Annotated in this window: 18 protein-coding genes; 5 read left to right on the forward strand and 13 right to left on the reverse strand. The window is 42.7% G+C overall.

Annotated features, from left to right (window positions below; genetic code table 11):
* Positions 1-9: 9 nt before the first annotated feature.
* Positions 10-1173, reverse strand: coding sequence for an N-acetyl-alpha-D-glucosaminyl L-malate synthase BshA (bshA, locus tag CXF83_RS16850; RefSeq protein WP_232775136.1), 1164 nt, complete (start codon positions 1171-1173; stop codon positions 10-12).
* A 308-nt stretch (positions 1174-1481) separates the two neighbouring features.
* On the opposite strand from bshA, the gene CXF83_RS16855 reads away from it, so the two are divergent.
* From CXF83_RS16855 to CXF83_RS16865, 3 genes are all read left to right on the forward strand, one after another.
* Positions 1482-3641: an LruC domain-containing protein gene (locus tag CXF83_RS16855; RefSeq protein WP_101090641.1), complete on the forward strand. Its 2160-nt coding sequence runs from the start codon at positions 1482-1484 to the stop codon at positions 3639-3641.
* A gap of 11 nt (positions 3642-3652) precedes the next feature.
* A complete protein-coding gene (locus CXF83_RS16860) occupies positions 3653-4177 on the forward strand; it encodes a hypothetical protein (RefSeq protein ID WP_101090640.1) in 525 nt (174 codons plus the stop codon).
* Positions 4178-4448: 271 nt separating this feature from the next.
* Positions 4449-5051 carry a CIA30 family protein gene (locus tag CXF83_RS16865; RefSeq protein ID WP_232775137.1) on the forward strand — a complete coding sequence of 201 codons (603 nt, stop codon included), beginning with the start codon at positions 4449-4451 and terminating at the stop codon, positions 5049-5051.
* A gap of 60 nt (positions 5052-5111) precedes the next feature.
* Here CXF83_RS16865 and CXF83_RS16870 read toward each other — a convergent pair whose 3' ends face one another.
* The 6 genes from CXF83_RS16870 to CXF83_RS16895 all read right to left on the reverse strand — a co-directional run bounded on the left by CXF83_RS16870 (position 5112) and on the right by CXF83_RS16895 (position 17748).
* A complete protein-coding gene (locus CXF83_RS16870; protein ID WP_101090639.1) occupies positions 5112-5696 on the reverse strand; it encodes a hypothetical protein in 585 nt (194 codons plus the stop codon).
* Between the two features lie 443 nt (positions 5697-6139).
* On the reverse strand, positions 6140-7153 hold the full coding sequence (locus tag CXF83_RS16875) for an HD-GYP domain-containing protein (protein WP_101090638.1): 1014 nt from the start codon (positions 7151-7153) through the stop codon (positions 6140-6142).
* A 39-nt stretch (positions 7154-7192) separates the two neighbouring features.
* On the reverse strand, positions 7193-11917 hold the full coding sequence (locus tag CXF83_RS16880) for a response regulator (RefSeq protein WP_101090637.1): 4725 nt from the start codon (positions 11915-11917) through the stop codon (positions 7193-7195).
* A 63-nt stretch (positions 11918-11980) separates the two neighbouring features.
* Positions 11981-13048, reverse strand: a complete 1068-nt coding sequence (locus CXF83_RS16885; protein ID WP_101090636.1) for a DUF2955 domain-containing protein — start codon at positions 13046-13048, stop codon at positions 11981-11983.
* Complete coding sequence (locus CXF83_RS16890; RefSeq protein ID WP_101090635.1) at positions 13038-14198, reverse strand: HlyD family secretion protein; 1161 nt, start codon at positions 14196-14198, stop codon at positions 13038-13040. The genes CXF83_RS16885 and CXF83_RS16890 overlap by 11 nt, the downstream gene beginning before the upstream one ends.
* A gap of 268 nt (positions 14199-14466) precedes the next feature.
* Positions 14467-17748, reverse strand: a complete 3282-nt coding sequence (locus tag CXF83_RS16895; protein ID WP_101090634.1) for a S41 family peptidase — start codon at positions 17746-17748, stop codon at positions 14467-14469.
* A gap of 243 nt (positions 17749-17991) precedes the next feature.
* Between CXF83_RS16895 and CXF83_RS16900 the strand changes: the two genes are divergently transcribed.
* Positions 17992-18405, forward strand: coding sequence for a hypothetical protein (locus CXF83_RS16900; RefSeq protein ID WP_101090633.1), 414 nt, complete (start codon positions 17992-17994; stop codon positions 18403-18405).
* 63 nt (positions 18406-18468) lie between these two features.
* Here the strand turns inward: CXF83_RS16900 and CXF83_RS16905 are convergent, their stop codons facing one another.
* From CXF83_RS16905 to purE, 3 genes are all read right to left on the reverse strand, one after another.
* Positions 18469-19098, reverse strand: a complete 630-nt coding sequence (locus CXF83_RS16905) for a hypothetical protein (protein ID WP_101090632.1) — start codon at positions 19096-19098, stop codon at positions 18469-18471.
* Positions 19091-19645, reverse strand: coding sequence for a sigma-70 family RNA polymerase sigma factor (locus CXF83_RS16910; protein WP_101090680.1), 555 nt, complete (start codon positions 19643-19645; stop codon positions 19091-19093). The genes CXF83_RS16905 and CXF83_RS16910 overlap by 8 nt, the downstream gene beginning before the upstream one ends.
* Before the next feature lie 319 nt (positions 19646-19964).
* Positions 19965-20468: a 5-(carboxyamino)imidazole ribonucleotide mutase gene (purE, locus tag CXF83_RS16915; RefSeq protein ID WP_101090631.1), complete on the reverse strand. Its 504-nt coding sequence runs from the start codon at positions 20466-20468 to the stop codon at positions 19965-19967.
* Positions 20469-21080: 612 nt separating this feature from the next.
* On the opposite strand from purE, the gene CXF83_RS16920 reads away from it, so the two are divergent.
* The gene (locus CXF83_RS16920; RefSeq protein ID WP_101090679.1) at positions 21081-22292 is read left to right on the forward strand and encodes a sensor domain-containing diguanylate cyclase; all 1212 of its coding nucleotides are present in this window, start codon (positions 21081-21083) and stop codon (positions 22290-22292) included.
* Between the two features lie 247 nt (positions 22293-22539).
* Here CXF83_RS16920 and CXF83_RS16925 read toward each other — a convergent pair whose 3' ends face one another.
* From CXF83_RS16925 to gshA, 3 genes are all read right to left on the reverse strand, one after another.
* On the reverse strand, positions 22540-23157 hold the full coding sequence (locus tag CXF83_RS16925; RefSeq protein ID WP_101090630.1) for a transglycosylase SLT domain-containing protein: 618 nt from the start codon (positions 23155-23157) through the stop codon (positions 22540-22542).
* 123 nt (positions 23158-23280) lie between these two features.
* Entirely contained in the window at positions 23281-23682 is a 402-nt protein-coding gene (locus tag CXF83_RS16930) for a hypothetical protein (protein ID WP_101090678.1), read from the reverse strand.
* 23 nt (positions 23683-23705) lie between these two features.
* On the reverse strand, positions 23706-25271 hold the full coding sequence (gshA, locus tag CXF83_RS16935; protein ID WP_101090629.1) for a glutamate--cysteine ligase: 1566 nt from the start codon (positions 25269-25271) through the stop codon (positions 23706-23708).
* Positions 25272-25367 lie beyond the last annotated feature (96 nt).

Raw genomic sequence — 25367 nt, forward strand, 5'->3', positions numbered from 1 at the left:
CCTGTCCTTTTATTTGATGCTTACTTGAAGAGGCACAATGTCATCTTCAGCAATTGCGTCGTAATAGCATTCCACGTATTGACCAATTTTTTGTGCAGGGCTAAATAATGCTCTTGCTCGACGGCGACCGGCTTGCCCCATCTCTTGCTGCTTATCAGGGTCGCTCAAGATCCCTTCCATTGCTTTCGCCATCCCTAATGCATCATCCGGATCAAACATAAAGCCGCTGACGCCTTCCTCTACGACTTCCGGGACCCCATCAACATTGCTGCTGACGGTTGGTACTTCACAGGCCATCGCTTCAAGTAATACCATGCTAAATGACTCTCTATAGCTTGGTTGGATCATGCAATCAGCATTGGGGAGAAATGACTCCACATGCGTAACCGATCCCATGAAGGTGACGTGCTGCAAAATATCTAGTTTTTCACACTGCTCTTTAATCTTATCGATATAAGGCCCGCTTCCAAGTAGGACTAAACGAGCATTTACCTTTCTAAGTAGCAAGTAAAATGCCCTAACGACGGTATCGGTATTTTTAAGCGCCCTAAAATTAGAGACATGCATCACCACTTTTTCGTCATCCATTGCCATTTGTCGGCGGATATTAATGTCGGCACTTGTTGGGGTGAAAACGGCTAGATCAATGAAGTTATGAATCACTTCTATTGTTTTGTCTTTTTCAAAATGGCTATAAATATAGTTTCGTTGATAAACTGAAACCGTGGTCACTTTAGTGCTTTTATGAATACTAAATTTATTCAACGGGTAAAGTGGTTTGTCTTGACCAACAATAGTGACATCGGTGCCGTGAATAGTGGTGACGGTAGAAAATTTGTGGGTACTTATCTCACAGGCGAGATACGCACATAACGAATGCGGGATTGAGTAGTGAGCATGAACAACATCCAGTTGATATTGCTCTGCAACTTCGACTATTTTTGCAGTTAAAGCAAAGGTATATAAAGGATCAGAAAAAAGCGGATAGTTAATAGCTTCGACAGAATGAAAAAACAATCGTTGAGAATCTTCAATCAGCTTGAATGGTCTGACACTGGAAATAAAATGAACTTCATGGCCAAGCTTTGCCAAGCCAAGACCCAATTCCGTTGCAACTAAACCTGAGCCACCGATGCTGGGGTGGCACACAATCCCTATGCGCAATTTCGACATAAATTTACTACCACCTAAACAATAGTTAATAAAATGTTACGTACCGATAAAACTTAGCATTGATATAGAGTTAAGCCAAGTAGTATGAAAAATATACGCCCTCTCTTCGACCATTATTCACATGAATCCGTAGATATTAGCCCCTTTTATCCCACCCGTAGCTGTCATCTCTATTTGCAAAATGCGAATAAGAGTTCTTAAAACAAAACCAAAAACACATAAAATGTTGATAAATAATGATTTTAATTATTGGCACGGCTTATGCTCTATTCAATTTACTTTGATAACGTTACAGCGAGAGAAGCATTATGAAAATATCCAAATCTATTTCATCTAGCTGCAGTTCACCTTTAATTCTGAGCCTTCTTATATCAGCGAATGTTAATGCGTCTGAGCCATTTAGCGCTTGTCCAACAGAAGCTTTTGTCATTCAAAAACAATCAAATACTCCAAAAAGCTACGGCGTAAACTTAGCCACGGGTAGCTACACCGTATTGTCAGACGATATGGGCACAGGTAGCGGCTACAACGGTGTCGGTTTTAACTATCATGATAACTATATTTACGGTTGGGATTATTCAAATGCGACACTGGGCCGAGCTGGCGATGATTATCAAATTGCTGCTCTTAATGTTATTAAAGATGCATCCGCCGCAGCGGCAGGTAATTTTTATGTTGGTGACGTTGCGGTGACTGAAAACATTTGGTATGGATACCGTAAAGGTAAAGGGATGTTTAAAATCCCACTCGATAACCCTGCCAGTTACAACATGACAATCATTCCCGGCAGTAAGAATTTTGCCAATTATAATATTACCGATTTAGCCTTTCACCCTACTGATGGCTACGCCTACAGTATTAGCAATGGCTCTACGGGTAAGCTACTTCGCATCGATACGACTACCGCAGAAGCTACCGATTTAGGCCCAGTCATCACCTCTAATTCAGGTAACTTTATATTTGGCGCACAATTTTTTGATCCTGATGGCAACTTATATGTCAGTAATAACAGCAACGGTAATATCTACAAAGTTAACGTAGAAGAAGCATCTCCTAGTGCTGTGCTATTTGCTTATGGACCCGCCTCTTCTAGTAATGATGGCGCACGATGTGCTTTAGCCGAAGTTACCGTTGGCGAATCAGTCGATTTTGGGGATGCACCTGATTCATACGGGACACTGCTGGCATCAAATGGTGCCCGACACGCAATGTCAGACAGCCTATACCTCGGTGCCTCAGTGGATAATGAATCCGACGGATATGTCTCCCCTTTATCTGATGATGCCAGCGACAGCTCTGATGATGAGGACGGCGTTTCAATGCCAACAGGTTTTGAGCTTGGTGAAAGCGCCATATTATTGGTTACAGCAAAAGGTGGAGACGGTTACCTCAACGCTTGGTTTGACTGGAACCAAAATGGCGCTTTTGATTTAGAAGAACAGATCATTTTGGGCGAACCGCTCGATAACGGTATCAATACTATCAGTATTGAAGTACCCACTTGGGCTAAAGAGGGACCCACTTGGGCACGTTTTCGTTTAAGTACCCAACAAGATATCACTGCAACAGGCGGAGTCGGAGATGGCGAAGTTGAAGACTACGCCGTTACTCTCACTGAAACAGGCGTTACCATCAACTACTACCCTTCATCGTCAACTTATACCACCCTCGCTTATGAGGATCTGTACCCAGATCAAGGTGACTTCGATATGAATGACGTAGTGGTACAGCTGCGTATTATTGAATATGTTAAAGACAATAAAGTGCGACGTATCGGCTTCAAAGCGCAACTGGCTGCAATGGGAGCCGCTTACCACAATGGATTTGGTGTGCATCTGCCTGGCGTTGGTCGCAATAAAATTAAAGAGTCTTTAATTAATTGGACTATTGATGACATTGCACAAGATAGTTCGCCGTTAGAGACCGGGCAAACCAACGCAGTTTTTATCTTCACTCAAGATTTATCTGATTACGTCACGCTTGAACAAGGCTGCGAATTTCTACGCACCGAAACAGGCTGTGAGAGTGCTTTCAGAACCACATGGTCACTTGATATCCCATTTGACAGCCCTGTGTCTGAGAGTGTCATTCCAGCATTCCCTTATGACCCATTCATCTTTGCCACGCCAAATACCGATCATGGCTCTGCGGCTAAAAATGCAGTGGGAGCAAACCCTGGTCGTCAACTGGAGGTTCATCTGAAAAACCAAGCCCCTACAGATAAGTTCTCCAGCAATTACTTTGGTTACAGAGAAGATGCTTCCGACCCTAGCGCTGGTCAATACTTCCAGAATAAAAATGGCATGGCTTGGGCAATTGAAATACCTGTCACCTGGAAGCACCCAAAAGAAAATCAACGCTTAGACAACGCTTATACCGAGTTTGTTGATTTTGCCGCCGACAACACGGGTACCACCAATCCAACTTGGTATGAAAATGCTAATCAAGCACTGATCTTTAACGATTAATGGAGAATGTCATGAAAACTCAACTTATAAAATTTATCTCAATGCCAAGCAGTCTAGTCGCATTCTCCTTTATTACTCTTACTGCATGCGGTGGCGGCGGTGATGGTGATAGCCCAACACCTGCACCTGTGGCGGTGGCGGTGACGCCAACACCAATAACAATAACGCCACCGGTGACACCAGATCCAGAACCAGCACCAGATCCAACGTCACTAGATGACTTAGTAGTCGATGCCGACAACGTAATGCAGGCTGCTTATATGCTAACCATCAACGTAGATAAAAGTAATCAAAGTCGTGGCTATTTTTCACTCTGTGATGATTATCAGAATCAAGCAGGAAGCTATACAGTTAACTTCGACTCCTGCCTATTTAGAGGCCCACTGAGCGACGGTAAGATCAGTAAACAGCTAAAAATTGCTAATCATGAGAGTCAATTAATTGCAGTTATCTGGTTCTATGAAGGTCAAAATCCACAATATCAGGAGTGGAGTTATATGGCCGATAACGAGGAACAAGTACTCACCATGAACTAACACCTCCCGGTAACAGCCACTTTTACAGCGATGTGCAACACCATGCATCGCTGTAATTTTTTGCCTTAGGTAATCTCACAAAGCTTAACTGGATTTTATATTACAGCCCTGAATATTAGGCAATACTAAAACGCTAGCTTCGCATTATGCATTTCGAGTTCAAGTTTACAAAAATAACAAACCTTGAATTTGACTCATATCGCTGCTCATTGAGTCATCCAAATGGGCGGCTTCAACGTATTGCTAATAAAGCCTTCAGCATGAGATTTTTATGCCTAGATTAATACCTAGCTTAATCGGCTATATTAAGATGTTTTTAAGCGCCAAAACAAAACGATACTCTGCAGCCAATATTGCATTACTAATAGGCAGTCTAACCATGAGTTTAATCAGTTACGCCAAGCCACTCGTCCTAGAAACCGCTGATAAATGGAACATCATTAATGATTCTGTTATGGGCGGGATATCGACAAGCTCAATCATTAATGATGGTGATATAGCCACTTTTAGTGGTGATTTATCGCTAGAGCGTAATGGTGGATTTGCCTCTACTCGAGCGAGTTTATCGGGTCCGTTGCCGCCAGAAGTACAACAGATAAAAATACGAGTAAAAGGTGATGGAAGAGAGTATCAGCTGCGACTTCGCACTGATGATAAAAGGGATTCTATCGCTTACACACGCCCCTTTAAAACAGAAAAAAACCAATGGCTAGCATTGAGCTTTCACGCAAAAGAGTTTGTAGCGGTGTTTAGAGGACGAACGATTAGTGCTCCGAATCTAAGACTGGACAATATTAAGCAGGTAGGTTTTTTACTCGCTGATAAGCAGCCCGGTAAATTCTCGCTTTCATTTAAAGCTCTTGAAGTGGAATAAGCCATCTCTTTAAAGCAAAAAAGCCAGGTTGTTAACCTGGCATTCTCATGTTAAACCCGCTTACTTTTCTTTCTCAATGAAATCATCAGTAAAGTCTGTTTCCCAATATTTATAACCTTGGACCGTCGCCTGTGCCGCTGCGCCCATTAAGTTAACTTGGTAGGTTTTGACTCCTGAGATATCGACAGATTGATTTGCCGATGCTTGATCGCCACTTTCATCATACTTAGCACTGGCTTCAGCCTGTGCTTGACCTTCATAACCGGACTCTTTATAACGTGTCAAAGGCTCCTTATTCATGAAAGCTTGAACGAATGCGAGTTGCTTCCAACCAATGCCTGCGCCAACGCCACCGGTTGCAAATCGATAATAGGATTTTTTGCCTCCCTCATGTAAAACGCAAACGCCACCACCGGTAGACAGTGCAAATAGATAAGTATTACTTCCAGTACAAACAACATAACCGACTGACTCAGCGACTGCTGACTTGGCTTCTGGGTGCTCCTTATAGATCTCTTGTAATGCAGCTTGAGTCTCTTCACGAGCATTCATCTTTTTATCATCGGGAGTGTTTCCCGTTGCGCAACCTACAAGTACCGCTGGAACTAGAATTGCCGCAAGCTTAAGTTTATTCAGTTGGAACATAGTTTTATCCTTTTGGTAAAACAAAAGAGCGTACAAACTCGCACGCGCATAAAAAGTGACATCAGCTAAAAACTTGGATTCAGGTATATAAGCTATAGCACAAGAATCAAGTTATTGATTCGACTATATATCACTCTCTTGCTTAACCAATGTTGAATCACTTTAACTAACATCTTAGGCGCAACTGCATTGGTAACCTTACAACTCAGTAATGCTGCTGGTTGTGGCGCTATACGGTAAAATTGATGGGATATTTAAAAATAAGCACATCCTCACTAAAAATGCACTTTTATTCATTAGAACTACTTTTATAAACAGCTGCTATTTTATCGTCAATTTACGATTGCAACTCTCAGCATTTAAAAAGCATTACCCATAACGACTGAACGCTTAAGTAATGATTGCTAGCCAGTAAACTGAGATACCTAAGTGGATAGTGACCCTTAATCTTTAAAGGATTCCATAATCTCTGTCACTTCATCAATATGCTCGATAAATAATGGCACTAATTGTGGATCGAAATGCTCACCGGCTTCTTGTTGCAGTAACGATACCGCATCTTGTACTGTCCATGCTCGCTTATAAGGTCGCTCGCTAGTAAGCGCATCAAACACATCTGCAATCGCCACGATACGACCTATACGAGGAATATTCTCCCCTTTTAATCCGTTTGGATAACCTGCACCGTTCCATTTTTCATGGTGGCTAATGGCCACTATCTTGGCCATTTGTAACAGTTCTGATTCATTGTCACCGATGATCTCAGCCCCAATTTGAGCATGCTTTTTCATCTCAATAAACTCTTCATCCGTCAGCTTGCCAGGCTTACGTAATATCGCATCATTGATACCTATTTTACCAATATCGTGCATCGGCGCCGCTGCCATTAACATATCAGCATCGGCTTCACACATCCCTGCGGCTTTAGCCAATATATGGGTGTAATGACTCATTCTAATGACGTGCATACCTGTTTCATTATCTTTGTATTCAGCTGCTCGTCCTAACTTTTGAATGACTTTTAATTGCGTATCGGCAAGCTCCGCAGTCTTTTGTTTAACCTTAATGGCTAACTCTCTACTTTGGTTAAAAAGCGCTAACTGAGTGCGTACTCTTTGCATCACTATCGGTGGGTTAAATGGCTTAGTGATGTAATCAACAGCGCCCAGTTCCAACCCTCTTAATTCATCCTCAGCGGTGATTTTTGCGGTAACAAAAATGATAGGAATATGGCGGGTGGTATGATCGTTTTTAAGGCGTCTGCACACCTCAAAACCATCAATGCCTGGCATCATAATATCGAGTAATATCAAATCCAAAGGTGACTTATTAGCGATTTTAAGTGCTATCTCGCCACTTTTAGCCACTTTTACATGATAATCATCCTTTAACATACCCGCTAAAACATCAATGTTAGCCGGTGTATCATCGACGACGAGTAAGGTTTGTAGTTCCATCACATCCTTCCTATATCGTTAAAAATCTAAGAGTTCAGTTCAGCTCATCTCGTTAGCAACAAGAGTTTGCATCTGTATTGCCACTTTTAATGCCTCATCAAACTCATAATCATCTAACTGTTTCTCTAATTTTTTAAACAAGTTTAATAGTGGCTTAGACGCCAAAATTGAGCGTTGTTCAGCGATCAGTTCTGTGGCTGCTATATCAAAATCGTTGAGCATATCGATAAGTTTATTCAGAACCTCTGCCGCTTTTCCAGCATCAAACTGAGTGGCAATATCAACCACTACCGACTCCGCTAACCGCACTGTTATTTCGCTACAGACTAGCGCAAGTTCCTCCACTAATAATGGATAAGTTTCGCTAGCGGTGATATCAGATGCTTTATCCTGTGCATGCTCTGAATCTTGCTCTAAGCTCTCTGCAAGTTTAGTCAACTTTAGCGCACCAATCGCCCCCGACACGCTTTTTAATGTATGAACAAGCCTCGCCGTGGTCACCGAGTCATTAGCAGATAAACTGGCATTAACCTGCGCTGAAAAATCCTGTTGCCCGCTAACAAATTTATGCAACAGCTTTTTGTATAGACGACTTTTATCCTGAGTACGACTTAAACCGAGCTGCGTATCGATATGTTTAAACAGACCAAAATCCACCTCGTTATCCGCTTCATTTTGAACATGTCCGTGCAACAACGCCGGATTTTTAGGCGTTACCCATTTCGCAATGGTAACGAACAACTCATCGACATTAAGTGGCTTGGGAATGTGATCATTCATACCTGCATCGAGCGCTTTTTCTCTGTCACCTGCCATCGCATTCGCCGTCATGGCGAGCACCGGCAAATGTTCAAACTGCGCTTGTGCGCGAATATGTCGAGTGGCAGTATACCCGTCCATTATTGGCATTTGGCAATCCATCAACACGCCATCAAATTCCTCTTTCGCGAGGAAATCGAGCGCTTCTTGACCATCGTTTGCCAGTACAGAGCTAATACCATTACTGGTTAGCAACTCAACAATCAGTTCCTGATTTAAGTCGTTATCTTCAGCAACCAATAACTTGGCTCCAGCGAGTTGAGCCAAGGCGATATCCACCCGTGTTTGCCTTTGGCTTAAGCGAGTCTGTTTTCGCGGCGCAAAACCTAAAGCGGGTAGTAGTGCATCCCATAACGTTGACTGCGTTACTGGCTTAGTCAGCACTGCGTCAATAGTCACATTTGCAGCATCCAGCAATAGCTCCTCTTTGCCGTAGGCTGTCACCATCACCACATGGGGCGTTATCGACGCTGGAAGCTGCTCTATAAATCGAGCAACCTCAATGCCATCAAGCTTTGGCATTTTCCAATCAAGCAAAGCAAGTTGGTAAGGTGACGCTTCACTCGCTTTAAGCATTTCAACGGCTTCAATACCATCTTTAGCGTAATCAACTTGCACTTTTAACGTTGACAACATCGCTAATAAAATCTCTCGAGAACTGGCGTTATCTTCAACGAGTAACACTCGAACATCTTCCAAATTCCCTTGATAAATCGGCGCGGTGTCATGATGTTCGATAATTGGGAATGCACATTCAAAATAGAAACGACTGCCGATATCTAACTCGCTGGAAACGCCAATTTCACCTCCCATCAAATCTGCTAGGTTTTTACATATCGCAAGCCCCAATCCAGTACCACCATATTTTCTGGTGGTTGACGCATCAGCTTGTGAAAATGGTTTAAAAAGGTCCTGTTGTTGCTCAAGCGTCATGCCAATACCACTGTCAGTGACTGAGAATTTAAGGGTGATCTCATCATCTGTCAGTGATTCAGTATTGACCGCAAGAATGACGCTACCATGTTCGGTGAACTTAACGGCATTATTCGCGAGGTTGGTCAGTATCTGCGCTAACCGGAGCGGGTCTCCTTTCAACATTGCCGGGATAGTCGGGTCAATATCAAATAGTAGCTCTAACTCTTTTTCGGCCGCCTTAATCCCGATCAAATTAATAATGTCATCGAGCACATCTTCTAGTCTGAAATTAATGGTTTCAAGGTCCAGTTTACCCGCTTCAATTTTAGAGAAATCGAGAATATCGTTAATGATCCCAAGCAGTGATTGGGCTGAGCGATGTGATTTATCGATATAGTTGTACTGTTGACGCGTCAGCTCCGTTTTTAAAGCAAGATGTGTCATACCAATAATCGCATTCATTGGAGTACGAATTTCATGACTCATATTCGCTAAGAAATCTCCCTTAGCCCGGTTGGCATCATCCGCTTTTTCAATGGCCGAGGCTAACTCCCTCTGCAGTTCTTTCGACTCGTTAATATTAAGATGCACGCCACTAATTCGGCCAGCATATCCATCTTCGGTATAGTGATGAACTTGGCCAATGCTCATTATCCAGTCATAACTACCATCTTTTCTGCGCATTCTAAATTCACGTTTCAAGATCTGTGGGTTCGACTGAGTCTGTGCTCTTAAATGATCAACGACGAGTGCCTTGTCATCTGAGTGTATTAACTGCAGCCATGTCTGCTCACCATTAGTCAGCGCTGACCATTGGTCGTCATCAATACAAAGATCCTGTACATCGTAACCAAGCATATTGGCATACATACGATTAATGACCACTTTGTTGTCTTTCGGGTAGTAGTCCCACATCCCCATCCGCGCACTTTCCGCTGCCACCGTGAGCTTGTCTTCAGATAGATGTAATCTATTTTCAGCAAGTTTTTGTTCGGTAATATCAAAGATAGTACCATCAAAATAACAAGCGTTATCTACGGTATCCTGGACAAATTGGGCTTTAATCTGTAGAAAGCGAAGCTCATCTGACGCGGTAATAATACGCACATCTCGAGTCACAAAACTGTGTGTTTTATATGCTTTATCTAGCGCTTTTCTAAGCAGTATCATATCTTCTTTAACAACGATGTCAGCAAAGCTTAACCGTGGATTCTCGCCGAGGAAATCACTATCTTGGTAGCCAGTAACGACTTCAACATTTGGACTTAGGTACTCCAATTTGTAATCAATGCCGTCGGCGATATTAATTTTATAGCGGTATACCACGCCTTGAATATTTTCCAGTAACACCTGGTATTGCTGCTGATTTTCTAACATTTCTAACCGGACATTTTCCTGCTCGCTAATATCCAATAATGAGAAACGAACCTCAGTCACTTTTCTTTCACTATCAAAAGCAAGATCGGTTGATATTGAAACAAACATCACCTTTTCATTAGCATCATACAGTTGTACACGGGTATCTTGGGTGTTAATGCCCTTTAACGCTTGCTGATAAACATCATCAATTAGGCGATTTTCTTCTGTTGCAATATCGCGCCAATTTAGGTGGCTAAACTCTTCTCTTTCAACGCCTGCCAATAGAGAGAATTGTCGATTATGTTTTATAAAATTGCCGCTAGGACTCACGGAGGCATAGGCCACCACCGAATTTTCGTAAAGATCCCACAAGGCCTCTTCCCTATCTTTAAGCTCCTTGGTTCTGAGATTAATCTGGCGCTCAAGATTTTCATTATCGACCTGCAACCTGTCATGCACCAATCGACCTATCTTTACCCCACCAAATGACAGCAACACACACAGCAGCACAATCGCCGCCATAATCCCAATGATGATATTTTTAAAGAAGAAGTAGTTACTTGCAGCCTCTTCCAAATCCATTTCAGTGATAACACCAAAACCATAACGACTATCCCAATGCCAGGCGCCAATAACCTCTTTACCACGGTAATCTCGATAGCCTTTGTAGTTGTGACCATCCATGCGAATACTTAACTGATTAGCGCTATAAGTTAACGGTTTATCATTATGCTCAGCGCTTGCAGGCCTCTCAGGCGTAAGTATTTTTCCGGGATTGGTCACTCTAAGGTTTAATACGGACATCTGCCCAGGTTGCACTAAACCAAGCGATTGAAGTTCTTTTTCAAAACGGCTATGAGATAAGATGTAACCTTCTTGCGACACGAAATAGGACTCGCCAGTTTTGCCAACCCCTGCACTTTCGGCTAGCTTGGCAAACTCAATATAAGGATCAATGCGCAACATTAACACAGCCAATACTTTGCCTTTAGCGTCTCGAATTGGGCTCAGAACGAACATGGTAGGCGTTTGTGCCTGCTCAATACCATACGGATTTGCCAGTATGACTTCAGAACGTATTGGTGATGTAATGACCGTTTCCCCCGCGACTGCACGGGCAAATATGTTGGGGACTTTTCGCGCAACAATGTTTTCTGTTGCTACATTTTCATCTCTTGTTGATGACAGATTAATCCCCTCTAAAGAGGTGATGAAAAAACCTAGAGACCCAAAAGACTCACTGTACCTTTGATAGGCATCTCGCGACCAAATAAGGTTATCGCTTTCAATTAAGCTTTCATGCGTAACAGATTCAGTAATTAGCTTTTGAGTTCGGGCTTGTAAAAGTGGGTTACTTGATACTGCAGTGACGCGTGACTCCCAGCCTTTCACCCAAGAGCTTAAGGCAACATCTGTGGTTTTCGTTAATGTTTTTAATGCCTCACCGCTTTTATTCACCTCATGATCATAGGTAATAGACAATCCTATCGCGCCGACTAACTGCAGAATGAGGGTGAATACCAGCAGTGAAAGACCGGCAAAGATGCGATTTTTCTTTAACTTGAAAAAAATTGAAATATCTTGATTTACAGCACGTTTGAGCTGTAAAAAAAGCCATATGAGTAGAATAAATAAACCTAGTAGAGTGATACCAGTCAGGACATTTTCCATTACCTATAGACTCCTTTACGCTGGCACGACTCAAGCCGTGGTTTAATTAATAAAGACTCTTTATTAGAGACTGTTTCTTTTGTTTAAGAATTTCCAATCTCTTGATTCTAAGTAGAAAGAGGCAAATACCATGTACACACCAACAAAGAAAAGTTGCAATATTCTAAGATAGAAATTGACCGCGACATCTTTGTCTGTAGAAGACACTGTCGAGCCAACAACAACTAATAGTGCAGAAAGGATGCCTGCAAACAATGGCGCTTTAGTGGGATCTGCGTATATTTTCTGGCCGAAGATCAGCGCCGCAAGCATCGACATACCTATGTAGAATGGTAACTCAGGCACTATCGTCAATAAGTTATAAAAAACAATCGCCAGCGCTCCGCCGATACCGTTAGTCACCAGTAAAAACAAACTGACTTTAATGCTCTTCGCACCTGCCGCCTGCAATGACAGGATTGCAATAAAAATCATGGTCAGTAACGCACCTGAGATCTCTAAAAAATAGAAAAAACAGATCACAGGGAAGGCCAAAATCAGCGCTCGAAACGCTTCATGAGTACGTTCATCATGACTTTGTTCAGCCCCTGCCAACGACTCCCTCTCAGGAGAAAGATCCGGCAGTAGAACGTGCAGCAGTGCAAAGATGCTAACCGCAACTACCCCAGAAAAACTCAATCCAACGCCCACCATCAGTGATGCGCCAGGCTGCAATAAACCAAGGTAAGGTAATAATAGTGTTGCTACGATAAAAATCGTCGCAAAGAAATTCCACTTGGGGTTGCTAAAGAGGTAATAAGCCCAAAGCATCATCATTGCGAGTAAGGGCAGTAATACCGCAGGGTATTGCGTCGGGCCAAAACTCACCAACCAAGCAATAGCGATGGTACAGATCATCGAGATCAGTAGTTCATAGACGGTTTGCACTGTTGGCTCTTTTCTATCAACCAAAAATTTGGCAACGAAAACCGGCACGATAAACGCTAACGGCCAAGCCCAGATCGATGAAATGGCCACAGCAAGACCAATTCCGAGGGTAAACCTAAGCACTCTACGCGTATAAATAGCCTCGTCGAGTGCTTCCTTATTAGCAGCAGCTATAAGCGCCTGCTCGCGGACACTATCTGACATAAGAGAACCAACTTGACACTCGGATCCAAGCGCGGCCAAATAGGTTAATCAATGAGTTATCTTTTGTGTAAACAATCACATCAGCTTGGCCACCCACTCGGCGTAACCCAACAGCTTCCTCTTTTGATAATACGATAGTGACTGGAAATCGTTGCGATTGTCTGAGCCAGCCCGTTTGACCAGAGATCTGTGCGAGCTTGCCTGTCTCTTCACTTTGTCCCCAATCAATACCGTAATCAATGCTACCCACCGTGGCTTTAAAAACTTCCCCTGGCGCATAATCCAAAGCGAACTCAACTTCATCACCAGCGGAAATATTACCCAAACTATTTTCTCTAAAATAAGCTTCAATCCAAACATCTTCTGAAGAGATAAAAGTCATTATTGGCTGGCCAGCGTTAGCATATATCCCCTCTTTCAATCTGAAGTTAGAGGCAACACCATCGGTAGGCGCGGTAATGGAAGTGCGTTGTAAATTGAGTTGGGCTTTTTCTAAGCTAAGCAGCGCAGATTTAACATTGGTATTATTTTCGCCTTCGGCGCCTAAGCGTTCCTTAGCCTTTGCTAAGTCTGCCTTTGCACTGGCCACGCCCGCCTCCGCTTTGGTTAATTCCGCTCGAGCATTGTCAGCATCCGCTTGTGACATGACTTGCTTTTCGACCATGGTAAAAATTCGCTTTGACTGCACTTTTGCATTTGTATAATTCGCCTGAGCATTGGTCACTTTCGCTTGCGCTGCTGCAACGTTTGCCGTTTGTGCCCCAACATTCTGGCCCGCCTTCTTCAAAGACTGCTCAGCTTGTTCTAGTGCAATTTCATAATCAGTAGTGTCAATCTTTGCCAGTACATCACCCGCCTTAATAAAGGTATTAGGTGTAGCCAAAATTTCTATAATCTCACCCGAAACCTGTGGGCTAATAGGGACGACATAGCCACGAATACGGCCTAAATCTGTTGAAGGAATAAAGCGGTCTGCAATTAAATGAAATACAAACAGAAAACTAACAATAATTAAAATGATATTGGTCGCTTTACGAATTTTATTGCTCTTTTGCTCAACGGGTTGACTGCTTTCTATCGGTGCATTTTCGGCCTGCGAGCTTTCAGTCTGTAGCGCCTGTTCTTCAGCCGTAGCCTTTTGTTCCGTCATATTAATCCCTATGCATAATCGGTGCTTTATACGCCAAAAAGAGCCACTAACGCGGGCTTGTTTTTAACCAGTTTAGTGTTAAAAATGCATAAAACTCAATATCTTTCTTAAATAAACTCGCTTCGATAGGGCGATGGTACTTAACAACTTAAAGAATGCATTGATTAGGAGGGAGTTGCCTTGCAAAAAAAAGAGCGTTATCAACCTGGGAACTACTTGGTCAATAACGCTCGAAACACTTAAATATGATAGATACGGCAGACTAAAATTAGTGAGCTTGTTTTACGTCCTCAGCCATACCTTTAACCGGTAAGACGTTCGGCACAAAATTGACTTTGGGTTGTTTCTTTAACGCTTGCAGTAAGTAATCCATCGCCTTTTCAAGCTGGGCATCTTTGCCAGTAAACGTGGCGTATGGCAGGTTATCGACTTCGATGTCTGGACTCACGCCACGACCTTCAATAATCCAACTACCGTCCATTGCATATTGCGGATACTCGGCAACACGTGCCATGCCTTTATCTGTTAATGAATTTCTCCCAGACAACCATACTCCAGCACCTGCGGTTTGCTTCCCGATAAGTGGTGCAATACCCAACGCTTTAACACCTGCTGAGAAGGTTTCACCATCTGAATAGGTCAGTTGATCGGTTAACACCACTAATTGGCCATTAAAGGTTTGCTGCATGTTACCTGATGGTGTGCCGTGGGTCGGCGCCCAAAATGCCCATGTCCGTCTAAGTAGTTTTTCAATTATCCAACTATCAATATTGCCACCTCGATTACGGCGAACATCGATAATCAATCCATCTTTATCATAATTGGCGTAGAATTCACGCGCGAAGCTGGCGATATCACCACTGCCCATAGCGTAAAGATGCAGGTAACCAATTTTGCCATCGCTCGCATCATTTACAGCGCTACTGTTATGAGTCACCCAATCTAGATATCTGAATTTGGCGTTGGCAGGTGCACTGATAGGTTTAACGATAGTTTGGTGTGTTTTATTGCCCCGTTTAAGTAACAACAGCACCTGCTTTGCGCTTTGATTGCGAATAAGGCGAGTCACATCAGCAATATTATTTAAGGTCTTACCATTAATAGCTAAAATCACATCACCCACTTTTGCGTCTACACCCATCTTATTTAACGGCGCAGCTTGTGATGGTATCTCTGGATCGCCTTGGTAAATATGCTCAATAACCACACCGGCTTTAGTCTGCTCTAGACGGGCACCTAAGCTAGCCGATCTGGCCTTTTTAGGATCTTTTGCAAAATCACCGCCGCGCACTTGTGAGTGCAGAGAGTTCAACTCTCCCATCATCATTTTAAAGATATCATTGAGTTCATGACGATCAGTTAAGCGGTCAACTAAGGGTTGGTATTTAAGCTTGGTTTGCTGCCAATCAACACCGCGCATCTTTTTGTCGTAGAACGAATCTCGATGCATTAACCACGCATCCTCAAAAATTTGCTGCCATTCTGCTGCAGGTTGTATTGCTAACTGCCAGTTTTGCGTCTGCACTTTGGTGTGGTCGAGCTCTTTTGGCAGTTTGTCACCCGCATCAACAATCAACATCTCCTTCCCTTGCTTTGATTGCTTGCGGATAAACAGTTTTTTACTGTCGACAGATAATGTATATGAGCCTACATCTTTAGAAAATGTTTCTACCTTAGGGCCTAAAGCGGCAAACTTAACCACTTTCAACGATGATTTACGGCTACTCACGTCTTTGTCCAGTAAATACAGTTTATCTTCGCTCAATTGCAGTGAGGAATAATTTCCCGCAGGCACTGGTACTTGCCATAACCTTGAAGACAAACCATCCCAATCAACCTGCGTTTCAACCTTGTCGTCGCTATCTTTTTTAGGCTCACTCAATAGCTCATTAGGCTTTTGAAATGCAAAACGAGCCTTGCTGTTGAGTGCAATAGCAAAAATCTGCGTACGTTTGTTAAACATTGGTCCCAAATTTCTATCGCCCCAAGGCGAACTAGGAGTGGATACAAACTTACGGTTTGAAAGGAAGTATAGCCAATCTCCGTCTTTACTAAAGCTAGGTGAAAACGACTCATATTTATCGGTAGTGATCGATTGAGCTTTATCCTTTTTAAGCGAATAAAGTACGATCTGTGGACGCGCTTTACCTAATTCAGCTTTGGTTAAAGCCATAAACTGACTGTCAGCGGACCAAACAATATCTGCATATGGGCCTAAGCCTTCACCTTGAGTAATGATCTTTTGGTTTCGAGACTTTTTTAAATCTAACAGCCAAACATTGCCATCATAATCATCGTGTGCCAAATAACGTCCATTTGGCGACAGATGCAGATCCATGCGCAGTGCTTTGCCATTTTTGGTTAACTGTTTACGCTTATCGCTGCCATTTGCGGCAAACTGCCAGATCTCCTGCTCGCCGCTAATATCACTAATACCATAAACCCACTTACCATCTTTGCTCATGAGCGCATTGCGGATCCGGCTATCTCCTGGCAGGGCAATTTCAACGAGCCTTTGACCGTCCGTTGACGCGACAACCACATGGCTGCGAGCAGTGATAACCACTTTATCACCTTGCGGTGTAAACCTTGTCGAAGTTGCGTACTTCATCGGCTCAGTGACCCAATGCTCACGCTTATAGGCAAAGTCAGAGGTAAGCTCTATATCAACCGCGATCTCTTTATTTGCCGCGATATCAAATAACTTAATATCGGCGCCTTGTTGGAATACAATGCGGCCTTCGTTGAGTTTGGCACTTCTTACCTGCCACTCTTTATAATGCGTGTGTTGCTGCAGATCTTTGCCATCGATTGACATAGACCAGATATTGTCATTACCGTCGCTATCGCTGATAAAATACAAGCGAGATTGCCACAACATAGGTTGTCTAACTGAGCCATCATGTGTCGCTGCGAGCTGCTGCGCTTCTTGCTTCTCGCCTAATTTAAAACGCCAAAGCTCTCCTTTAGCGCCGCCTCGATAAACCTTAGCGTTGTCGCCTGTGGTTTGTAGGCCAAAACGAGTGAAATACACATACTCGTTTTGCTCGTCAATAACACCTTCTATCGCATCTGCTAGCGGTAAGTCAGTGGTCACTAAGCTCAAGGGATCAACCGTGCGTAATACCCAGTAATTGGCGGGACCAAAGGCATTATCAGTGGCATAAAGCACTTTGCCATCACTCGTCCAGCCTTGCACTCTCACACGAGAGTTTTCGAAACTAACGCGCTTGGCTTGCCCCCCTTCAATGGCAATAACATAGACTTCAGACGAACCTTCATAGTTAGCAACGTACGCAACAAACTTGCCATCGCGAGATATTGTCGCACCTAATTCTTCAGCCGGTAAACTGGTTAAGCGCCTCGCTTTTGACTCTCCAAGACCTTTAGTCCAAAGGTCGCCTTCTGCTGTAAAGACTAAGGTTTGCTGATTTAACGCTGGCGAACGAAAATAACCGGCTTTATCGCTAGCATCAGAAGCAAATGTAGGAGCTATATTGATAGTGCCAAGGGCTAACATGCAACAGGCAAGTGAGTGACGAAGTTTCATCTAAAGAAGCCATCCTATTGTTATTTTTATTAATTGAGAGCAATCCAAGCCAAACAAAATAGCAAACTTTTAGCTACGCTTCAGTAAAATAACGACAAAGAATTATTAGCAAATGTGTTTTGTATTTAACTCACTGATATGTTGTAGGCTTTTGCTATTGCCCACTTTCAACTACGCTTAATCAGCTTAGTGATTTTTTTGCTGTGAAAGGATTTAATAATTAACATATTCAACGAGGTATAAATGGTCTCAGACTATCAACGCCCTTCATTGCGGGATGATCCACGCGTTAATAAGGCATTACTGAATATGCCTAGCAGATATGCTAATAGTTATACTGAGGCACAGCTTGTCTATTTCAGGTTCGCGCTTGTCGATAATCAGTGGCAAAAGCATTTTATTGATCATCGAGGCACTTTTTATTTTCCCTTTATTGGTTGGCGTTTTTTCTACGTATTCCTGCTAGGCAGGAACAAGCGAGCGTTAAACAGAAAAGAGAAACAACTATCCGTGCTGATTTTTGCCCTTTCAGTGGTGTCATTTATTGTTATCTCAATGGTCTTTGGACTGCTGTTACTTTACTTACTCAAGTCTGCTTTGGGGATCGACCTGTTCGAAAACAGCTCTTTAGGCATTTGGGATTGGTTTAAGAGTTAATACGATTCGTTAAATAATAAAGTACCTACTCGATAAGCAGGCACTTTATTTTGGGTGTATTTGTTATTTCTGCTGTAGCTTGAGCAGTGTCTCTAATTCATTGAAGCGTTGATTTAACGGAGCATTAACCAACAACGTCGCCGCATAGTCACTCTTTATCTGCTGTAAATCACGCTCTGCCTGAACATAGTCTTTTTGACTCATTAACTCAGATACCTTATTAAGGCTAGCAAGCAGTTGTTGATCTACCGCCTCCACCCTTACAGCATCTTGATTATCATCAAGGCCATTTGATTGCTGCATTAACGGAGTTTTCACCGCCTTTTTAACGTTATCTTCAGGCGATATATCAACCTCTAACGCTTGATTTGGAGACGCCATTCTCATCAACGCAGGAGCTGGACTGTCTTGCGGAGTCATCATTAATGAGGGTATCGCCTCATCACTGATATCACCCGTCGGTATGGGTGGATTAATCACAAATAGAGTGACGACCATAAGCACTGAAGCTGCAGATGATAAAGACCAGCGATGCTGACGCCAAAACGATTGGCTGTTTAACTTAGGTTTTACATTGGTAACAGACAAATTTAAAATAGCTTGATCAAGTTCTTTCGGCGGCTGTTCTTGCGCTATCTTTTGATAAAGCGCATGCACCTCTTTGCGAATGTTGTCATCATTATCGTTAATCATATTCCACCTCTTGCCACTTTAAGTCGACACAGGCCTTAAGGCCTTTTTGGGCATAACGGAGACGACTCTTAGTTGCTTCAAGTGTCGCGCCGGCAATATCGGCAATCGTGGCTGCGGTAAAGCCCATTTCAATATTGAGTAGAAACGCTTCTTTTTGAACATGGGGAAGATCTTTAACACAATTTTTGAGCAGCTGAGCCTTCTTCTGCTGCTGTAATTGTTGCTCTGGCGTGTCAATGGCACTGGCTAGCATTGCATCAGGATCTTGTTCAGTATCATAAACATCACTGAAACTACTCTCAGGCTTTTTAGCTCTGACATGATCAATAATTAGGTTATGGGCAATACGGTATAACCAGGTCGTAAACTTTGCTTTAGCCTCATAGGCAGAGGCGGCTTTAATTACCCGACTCCACGTTTCTTGGTACAGGTCTTCCGCAAGTTGGTTGTCGTAAATCTGTCGTACAAAATAGCGATATAACGGCGCTTTATGTTTGTTATATAGCAATTCGAAAGCGCGAGTATTACCGTCTGCATATTGCAACATTAACGCTTGATCAGGATCAGCATCTAAAGGTTGTTCTACTGTGTGAGTGGGCTGTAACACACCAAGGTCCTTACCAAATATCTTATACAGTAAGTCTGCATCGGCGCAGGTTATTTGTCTATAGCACGCATACGGAAATATATTGCCCAAGCAAGGTCAGTGTTGCTCTCTGGCAAATGACGGGACAATACTGCCAATGCAATAAATGATAAACGCGCATAAAAGATAGAGTGAGATTAATTGAGGAGGTTTACAGCGGGTGTTACATACATAAAAAAACCGCAGTAACATGACTGCGGTTTGATGTGATTAGCGTGGTTTAAGCAAGCTTTGCTTGTAGCGCTGCATCTTTAGCTTGAACCGCTTCAGCTGACTTAGCACGCTCTTCTTTCACTGCGACAGCAAGTGCATCATCGGCGACGGCTAACATTTGCGCTGCAAGATAACCCGCATTTTTAGCGCCAGCGCTACCAATAGCAACTGTTGCCACTGGCACGCCACCAGGCATCATCACTGTTGATAAAAGTGCATCATGGCCTTGTAGTGGACCACAATCAATTGGAACACCAATCACAGGGCGAGTAGTGATACCAGCAACGGCACCCGCTAGATGTGCTGCAAGGCCTGCTGCACAAATAAATACTTTACATCCACGCGCTTCAGCGTCAGTCACGTAAGCATGAGTCGCCGCAGGTGTACGATGCGCCGAGGTCACTTTAGCTTCAAACGTAATGTTAAAAGTCTTTAGTACATCTAAAGTCGATTGCATTGTAGGCAGGTCAGAATCAGACCCCATTAATACTGCAACAAATGGTTTGCTCATTTTTAATCCTTCCGTAGGGCGGTACATTATTATATTTGCGCGCATTATAATGATAATAAGTGCAAAGAGTAAACAGGCTTCCCCCAAAGCCAATGCCGTAATTATCCCTAAGCTTTGAATGGACTGCAAATAACTTATTAGTACATATGTATAACAAATTATTACGATAGCGACAGAGCCGTTAATTTTACGCTGCTAATGCGCTTACAACGAGCTATACAATTAGGTTTATTCATCTCAAGCTCATCAAACAGGCTGATAATGTATCATTTTGTAGAGGCGACGAAGCCATGATGAGGCAAGTAGGTCAATCAAGCGTTTACGCATATATTGACTCTAATCGCTCGAAATATGACGGTTCTTCAATCGAACCGTTTTGTTAAACTGACTTAATACGCTGTCCACCAATTTTTATTATGCAAGATCATTTCTTTCACTAAATTCGCTTGTTTGAGATGTTTTTTTTGCCTATTATTTAAGTTAGTTATGATTGATTTAGCTAAAGTAACTTTTAGTAACAGTATTTTTAATCTGAGTGCCTTTGGTTAGAGTCTTTTCATGTTTTGGATGCAACAAACAAATGGTTTGAACAAATAGAATAGGATATTCATGTTGCCCATCAAGGATAGTTTAAAAAAGAAGAAAATTGATGCGCTGGATTTTAAGACACATCTAGCTTTACTCGGCGTGCCTTTACTCTTGCTTTTTATCTGTTGGATTATTTTCTTTAGTATTAGCGCAAATCAAAGTTCTGTCGCAAATTTACTCCTGATAAGTATTATCTATTTATTCGGTTACAGCCTGAATTACTATTTCCATCAAGGACGACTCAGTCGACTATGGGAGCACCTACAGCAGGTAGTTCATGTCAATGAGACCACCTTTGAGTTAGTTAATATTGCTAACCAATATCAAGATGAAACCGCCTTTCTGAACGCGTTACTCAATAAGGCCGTTAGCTGTATTGACGGTGCCGAAATGGGAACAATCATTCGGGTTGAACCTGATTCTGGTTCCTTATCATTTGAGTCTGCTGTGGGCATTGATATTAACAAGCTGAGAAAGCTCAATATCCATTTGGAACAATCTTTCGAATATCGGATAACAAAAGGTAAATGTGACCGAGTGGTGGTCATTGACGACATGGAAGCCATTAATGCTCACAGTTCGCTAAGCTCTTCAGATCAAGATGTCTTGCTTGAGGCCCCCTCAATACCAATACGCTCAACACTATCAAGCCCAATTCATATCGATGGTAAGCTTTACGCAATGCTAAATTTAGACAGCGGTAAAGTAAAAGCCTTTAGTCATTATGACCGAAATCTGGTCGCTATATTGACTCATGAGGCGGCGAACGCGATATCTCTTTACCAAAAAACACACAAAATCAATACGCTAGCTAACTTTGATAGTTTAACCGGTTTATATAATCGTCAGCGCTTTGAAGCCCTCGCTAAAGAATGGACCTTAAAGCCCCATTTTGGCAGTTATTTAGTATTAATCGATATCGATAATCTAAAGACAATTAATGATCACCACGGACATCAAGCCGGCGATGCCGCACTGCAGAAAGTAAGCCGTGTACTGAAAGCTCAGTGGCACCAAAAGCAGTTAGTCGCCCGTTACGGTGGAGATGAGTTTATCGCCCTTTGCCATGGTCCATTAGAACGTATAGAAAGCGAGATCATTGCAATAGAGGATGACCTCAGTGAACAAGGCGCTGTCTCGTTTAGTTATGGGGTTGAGCAATATAACGGCCAGTGGAATAAAACCTTAAAGGCCGCAGATGAGGCGATGTACCGTAATAAACGGGGCAAAAAATAGCGACACGCAAATCCGTTTTAGTATTGTCTCTAACGTTGCTGAGGTCGCTTCTTGCTCTCTTGCTTACTCAGTAATCGTCTTTAAACTGCTATGAACATCTTGGCTAAGTCTGGACATTTCACATGCTCGATCGTTAATACTCGAAGTTGAAGTTTGTTGTCCCTCAATACTGTCGTTAATATTACCGGTAAGGGTGTCAACCTAATTTTAGGACTAGACAACATCAATTAATTTGGAACCTGTTTATCTACCCAAAAAACAATCGCCACAACCAAGATGAGTCAAGATCCTCTTCGCATTGTCTATACTGACCCGCATAACGCTTAGAGCGATCGTCGACTTTTTTAGCGACTTTAATTAACCAGGCTTTTTGGTTATAAGTTTTACGCTTATAGCCGCCCCAGCCTTCATGATAATTTAGATATTGATTACGCGCGTCCCACTTAGACACCCCGTTAATTTTATTGGTCTTATAAATAAACCAACCCATGAAATCCATGGCATCATCAAAATCACTGCGGCTTGACCAAGAGTTACCCGTCTCTCTCACATAGTCATCCCAAGTCATGGTTTTAGCCTGAGCATAACCATAGGCGTCACTCGCTCTACCTGTCGGTATGAAACCTAAAAAATACTCCATTGGCGGCGCGGCATTATGTTTAAATGAGCTTTCTTGATACATCATTGCCAGTGGAACGTGCACAGGTACGCCCCACTTTTCTCTGGTATTTTTGGCGGCGCTATACCATGAACGATTCTCTTGAAATATCGAACATAGATTTTCGGGATCTTTGGGAGGAGGAGTTGCGCAACCAGTTAAAAATGTTGCCAAGATAACAGTCGCAAGTAATGCAGGCCATTTCATAAAAATTGATACCAACGGACAATAATAGCAAAGTGCTAGTGTCACATTGATAGCTTAAATATGCAATTGGGGTTTAATTAAATTGTGTTAAAAATCAGACCGTGAAATACATTATTGCGACCATTATCTCGACGCAGGAAGCTCACAATTGTAGGACTCTTGTTGCCATACTTCTGGTTGCCAAAAGCCACTATCCTTACCTCTATAGACTTTGTCGCTATTAAACTTAGCGGCTAAGTGATAGCGCGTATTGGCTTCTACTACCACGATCAAATCTTTTGGGGTACGAGATGCCAGCGATACTTTTAAAGTGGGTGAATCAATCAGCTCCGCCAGCGTAAAACGGTGTTCGCCAACGCTAAGGCGATAATTAGGCTGAGAAATCACAGGTTTTCCATCGAGGTGGGTAACGACTGCGCGATAGATCCCAAGCTCTGGTTCAGGAGCCAAAAAGCTTGAGACGGTGCCACACTGATGACTGCTATCAAGTTGCGATGCGCAGCCAGATAGCAGTAATACCAACATAGAGGCGTTAAGCTGTTTCACCGTTATTGCTCGAAGTAATCAGCGAGAAATTGATCAAAACTCACTTCATCAAGCGCTTCACTCGCCGCTTGCTTGTCGAGTGACGATCTTGCATCTTGCTCATACCGAGCCAACACAGAGTCGCTAATAGGCAAGTCTATAAGTTGCTGATGGTATTGCTGTGCAAGCTCTTTCACCCAATGACCGTGATCAACTTGCTCCTTTTGAAGCTTAGTCATGATCCGACCCGATAAAGTCTCATCAGGATTCACGACCGCTTTATGCCAGTGCGCCAGAGCCTTTTGATACTCACCCTCAGCACCGTCATCAAGCAGTTCTGCAATCGAGCCTAAGTTATCAAATAACGTTTCGAGCCACTGTGTCAACGAAATGTCTGCACCATTCTGACTCAAGACTAAGCCTGGTTTACGCCCTTCTAACACAACGGCTTGTAAGTTAGCTGAAATTTCAGCTTCTTCCGTTTCGTCGCTGTTGCTCGAAGGCTGTAATAAACAATTAAGCAGAAACATATCCAAAAAACGAATTTGTGACTTTTCAATACCAACCGCGCTATAGGGGTTAACATCAAGCGCCCTGACTTCAATATACTCAACGCCTGCACGCGCTAAAGACTCAGAAGGTTTCTCATTTCCTTTAGCGACTCTTTTGGCTCGTATAGGAGAATAAAATTCATTTTCAATTTGTAAAACGTTAGCATTAAGTTGACGATATTCGCCTGCGACTTTGACACCAATTTGGGCAAAGTTTGCCGATGGCATATTGATAGCGGCGTTCATACCATCAAGGTAAGAAGATAGATTGTTGTAACTAATGTCGAGGCTATCTTGTTCTTGATTGGTATAGCCTAAATCACTCATGCGCAGCGATGTGGCGTAAGGTAAATAAAGCGTGCCCTTGCCAATTTTTTCGAACGGTAGCGTCGTTTTTTGGTCTTTAATAAACGATCCGCATAGCGCGGGTGATGCACCAAATAAATAAGGTAACACCCATACCAAACGGCGATAATTACGAATAAGGCCAAAGTAAGAATCAGAGATAAACTCTTCTTTACTCAACGCTTTATTGGATAGTTCATAAAGCCGTGTCCAAAGATCGTCAGACACCGAAAAGTTAAAATGCACTCCAGAGATAATCTGCATGAGTGCGCCATATCGATAAGTTAATCCTTTACGATACAAACGTTTCATTTTGCCATTATTTGAACAGCCATAATCAGCAATAGGAATGTCAGCAACATCACCCACATAGCAAGGCATACTAACCGGCCACAGTTGCTGGCCATTTAAGTTACGCACGCTATACGCATGCGTGTATGTTAAATCTTCAACGAGTTCATCAATGTTTTCAAACACGGGAGTAATAAACTCAAGCAAGGACTCACTATAATCGGTAGTGATCCGCGAATGCATTAAGGCAGAGCCTAATACTTCAGGGTGACTATCCGTTGCTAAGTGACCTGTCTTTTCAATTCTAAGCGCTTCACGTTCAATGCCTCGCTGCATTGATTTTAGTGCTTGACGACTTGTCGGATCCGACAGATCCCCTACTAATTCATTGAATGATTTCAAAATCTTATTCTCTAGTACGTGACTTTAACCTAAAGCTCATGACAGTCAGACCTGCTTTAACTGGCTAAACTTTCAAGTCATATCAAAATAGTCTTT

It is taken from the genome of Shewanella sp. Choline-02u-19, from assembly GCF_002836205.1.
In the GTDB taxonomy this organism is placed as follows: Bacteria; Pseudomonadota; Gammaproteobacteria; order Enterobacterales; family Shewanellaceae; genus Shewanella.

Excerpts from the sequence above, each read along its gene's own strand:
- bshA (WP_232775136.1), bottom strand. The coding sequence starts at position 1,173 with ATGTCGAAATTGCGCATAGGGATTGTGTGCCACCCCAGCATCGGTGGC.
- CXF83_RS16855 (WP_101090641.1), top strand. The coding sequence starts at position 1,482 with ATGAAAATATCCAAATCTATTTCATCTAGCTGCAGTTCACCTTTAATT.
- CXF83_RS16860 (WP_101090640.1), top strand. The coding sequence starts at position 3,653 with ATGAAAACTCAACTTATAAAATTTATCTCAATGCCAAGCAGTCTAGTC.
- CXF83_RS16865 (WP_232775137.1), top strand. The coding sequence starts at position 4,449 with ATGCCTAGATTAATACCTAGCTTAATCGGCTATATTAAGATGTTTTTA.
- CXF83_RS16870 (WP_101090639.1), bottom strand. The coding sequence starts at position 5,696 with ATGTTCCAACTGAATAAACTTAAGCTTGCGGCAATTCTAGTTCCAGCG.
- CXF83_RS16875 (WP_101090638.1), bottom strand. The coding sequence starts at position 7,153 with ATGGAACTACAAACCTTACTCGTCGTCGATGATACACCGGCTAACATT.
- CXF83_RS16880 (WP_101090637.1), bottom strand. The coding sequence starts at position 11,917 with ATGGAAAATGTCCTGACTGGTATCACTCTACTAGGTTTATTTATTCTA.
- CXF83_RS16885 (WP_101090636.1), bottom strand. The coding sequence starts at position 13,048 with ATGTCAGATAGTGTCCGCGAGCAGGCGCTTATAGCTGCTGCTAATAAG.
- CXF83_RS16890 (WP_101090635.1), bottom strand. The coding sequence starts at position 14,198 with ATGACGGAACAAAAGGCTACGGCTGAAGAACAGGCGCTACAGACTGAA.
- CXF83_RS16895 (WP_101090634.1), bottom strand. The coding sequence starts at position 17,748 with ATGAAACTTCGTCACTCACTTGCCTGTTGCATGTTAGCCCTTGGCACT.
- CXF83_RS16900 (WP_101090633.1), top strand. The coding sequence starts at position 17,992 with ATGGTCTCAGACTATCAACGCCCTTCATTGCGGGATGATCCACGCGTT.
- CXF83_RS16905 (WP_101090632.1), bottom strand. The coding sequence starts at position 19,098 with ATGATTAACGATAATGATGACAACATTCGCAAAGAGGTGCATGCGCTT.
- CXF83_RS16910 (WP_101090680.1), bottom strand. The coding sequence starts at position 19,645 with ATGTTGCAATATGCAGACGGTAATACTCGCGCTTTCGAATTGCTATAT.
- purE (WP_101090631.1), bottom strand. The coding sequence starts at position 20,468 with ATGAGCAAACCATTTGTTGCAGTATTAATGGGGTCTGATTCTGACCTG.
- CXF83_RS16925 (WP_101090630.1), bottom strand. The coding sequence starts at position 23,157 with ATGAAATGGCCTGCATTACTTGCGACTGTTATCTTGGCAACATTTTTA.
- CXF83_RS16930 (WP_101090678.1), bottom strand. The coding sequence starts at position 23,682 with ATGTTGGTATTACTGCTATCTGGCTGCGCATCGCAACTTGATAGCAGT.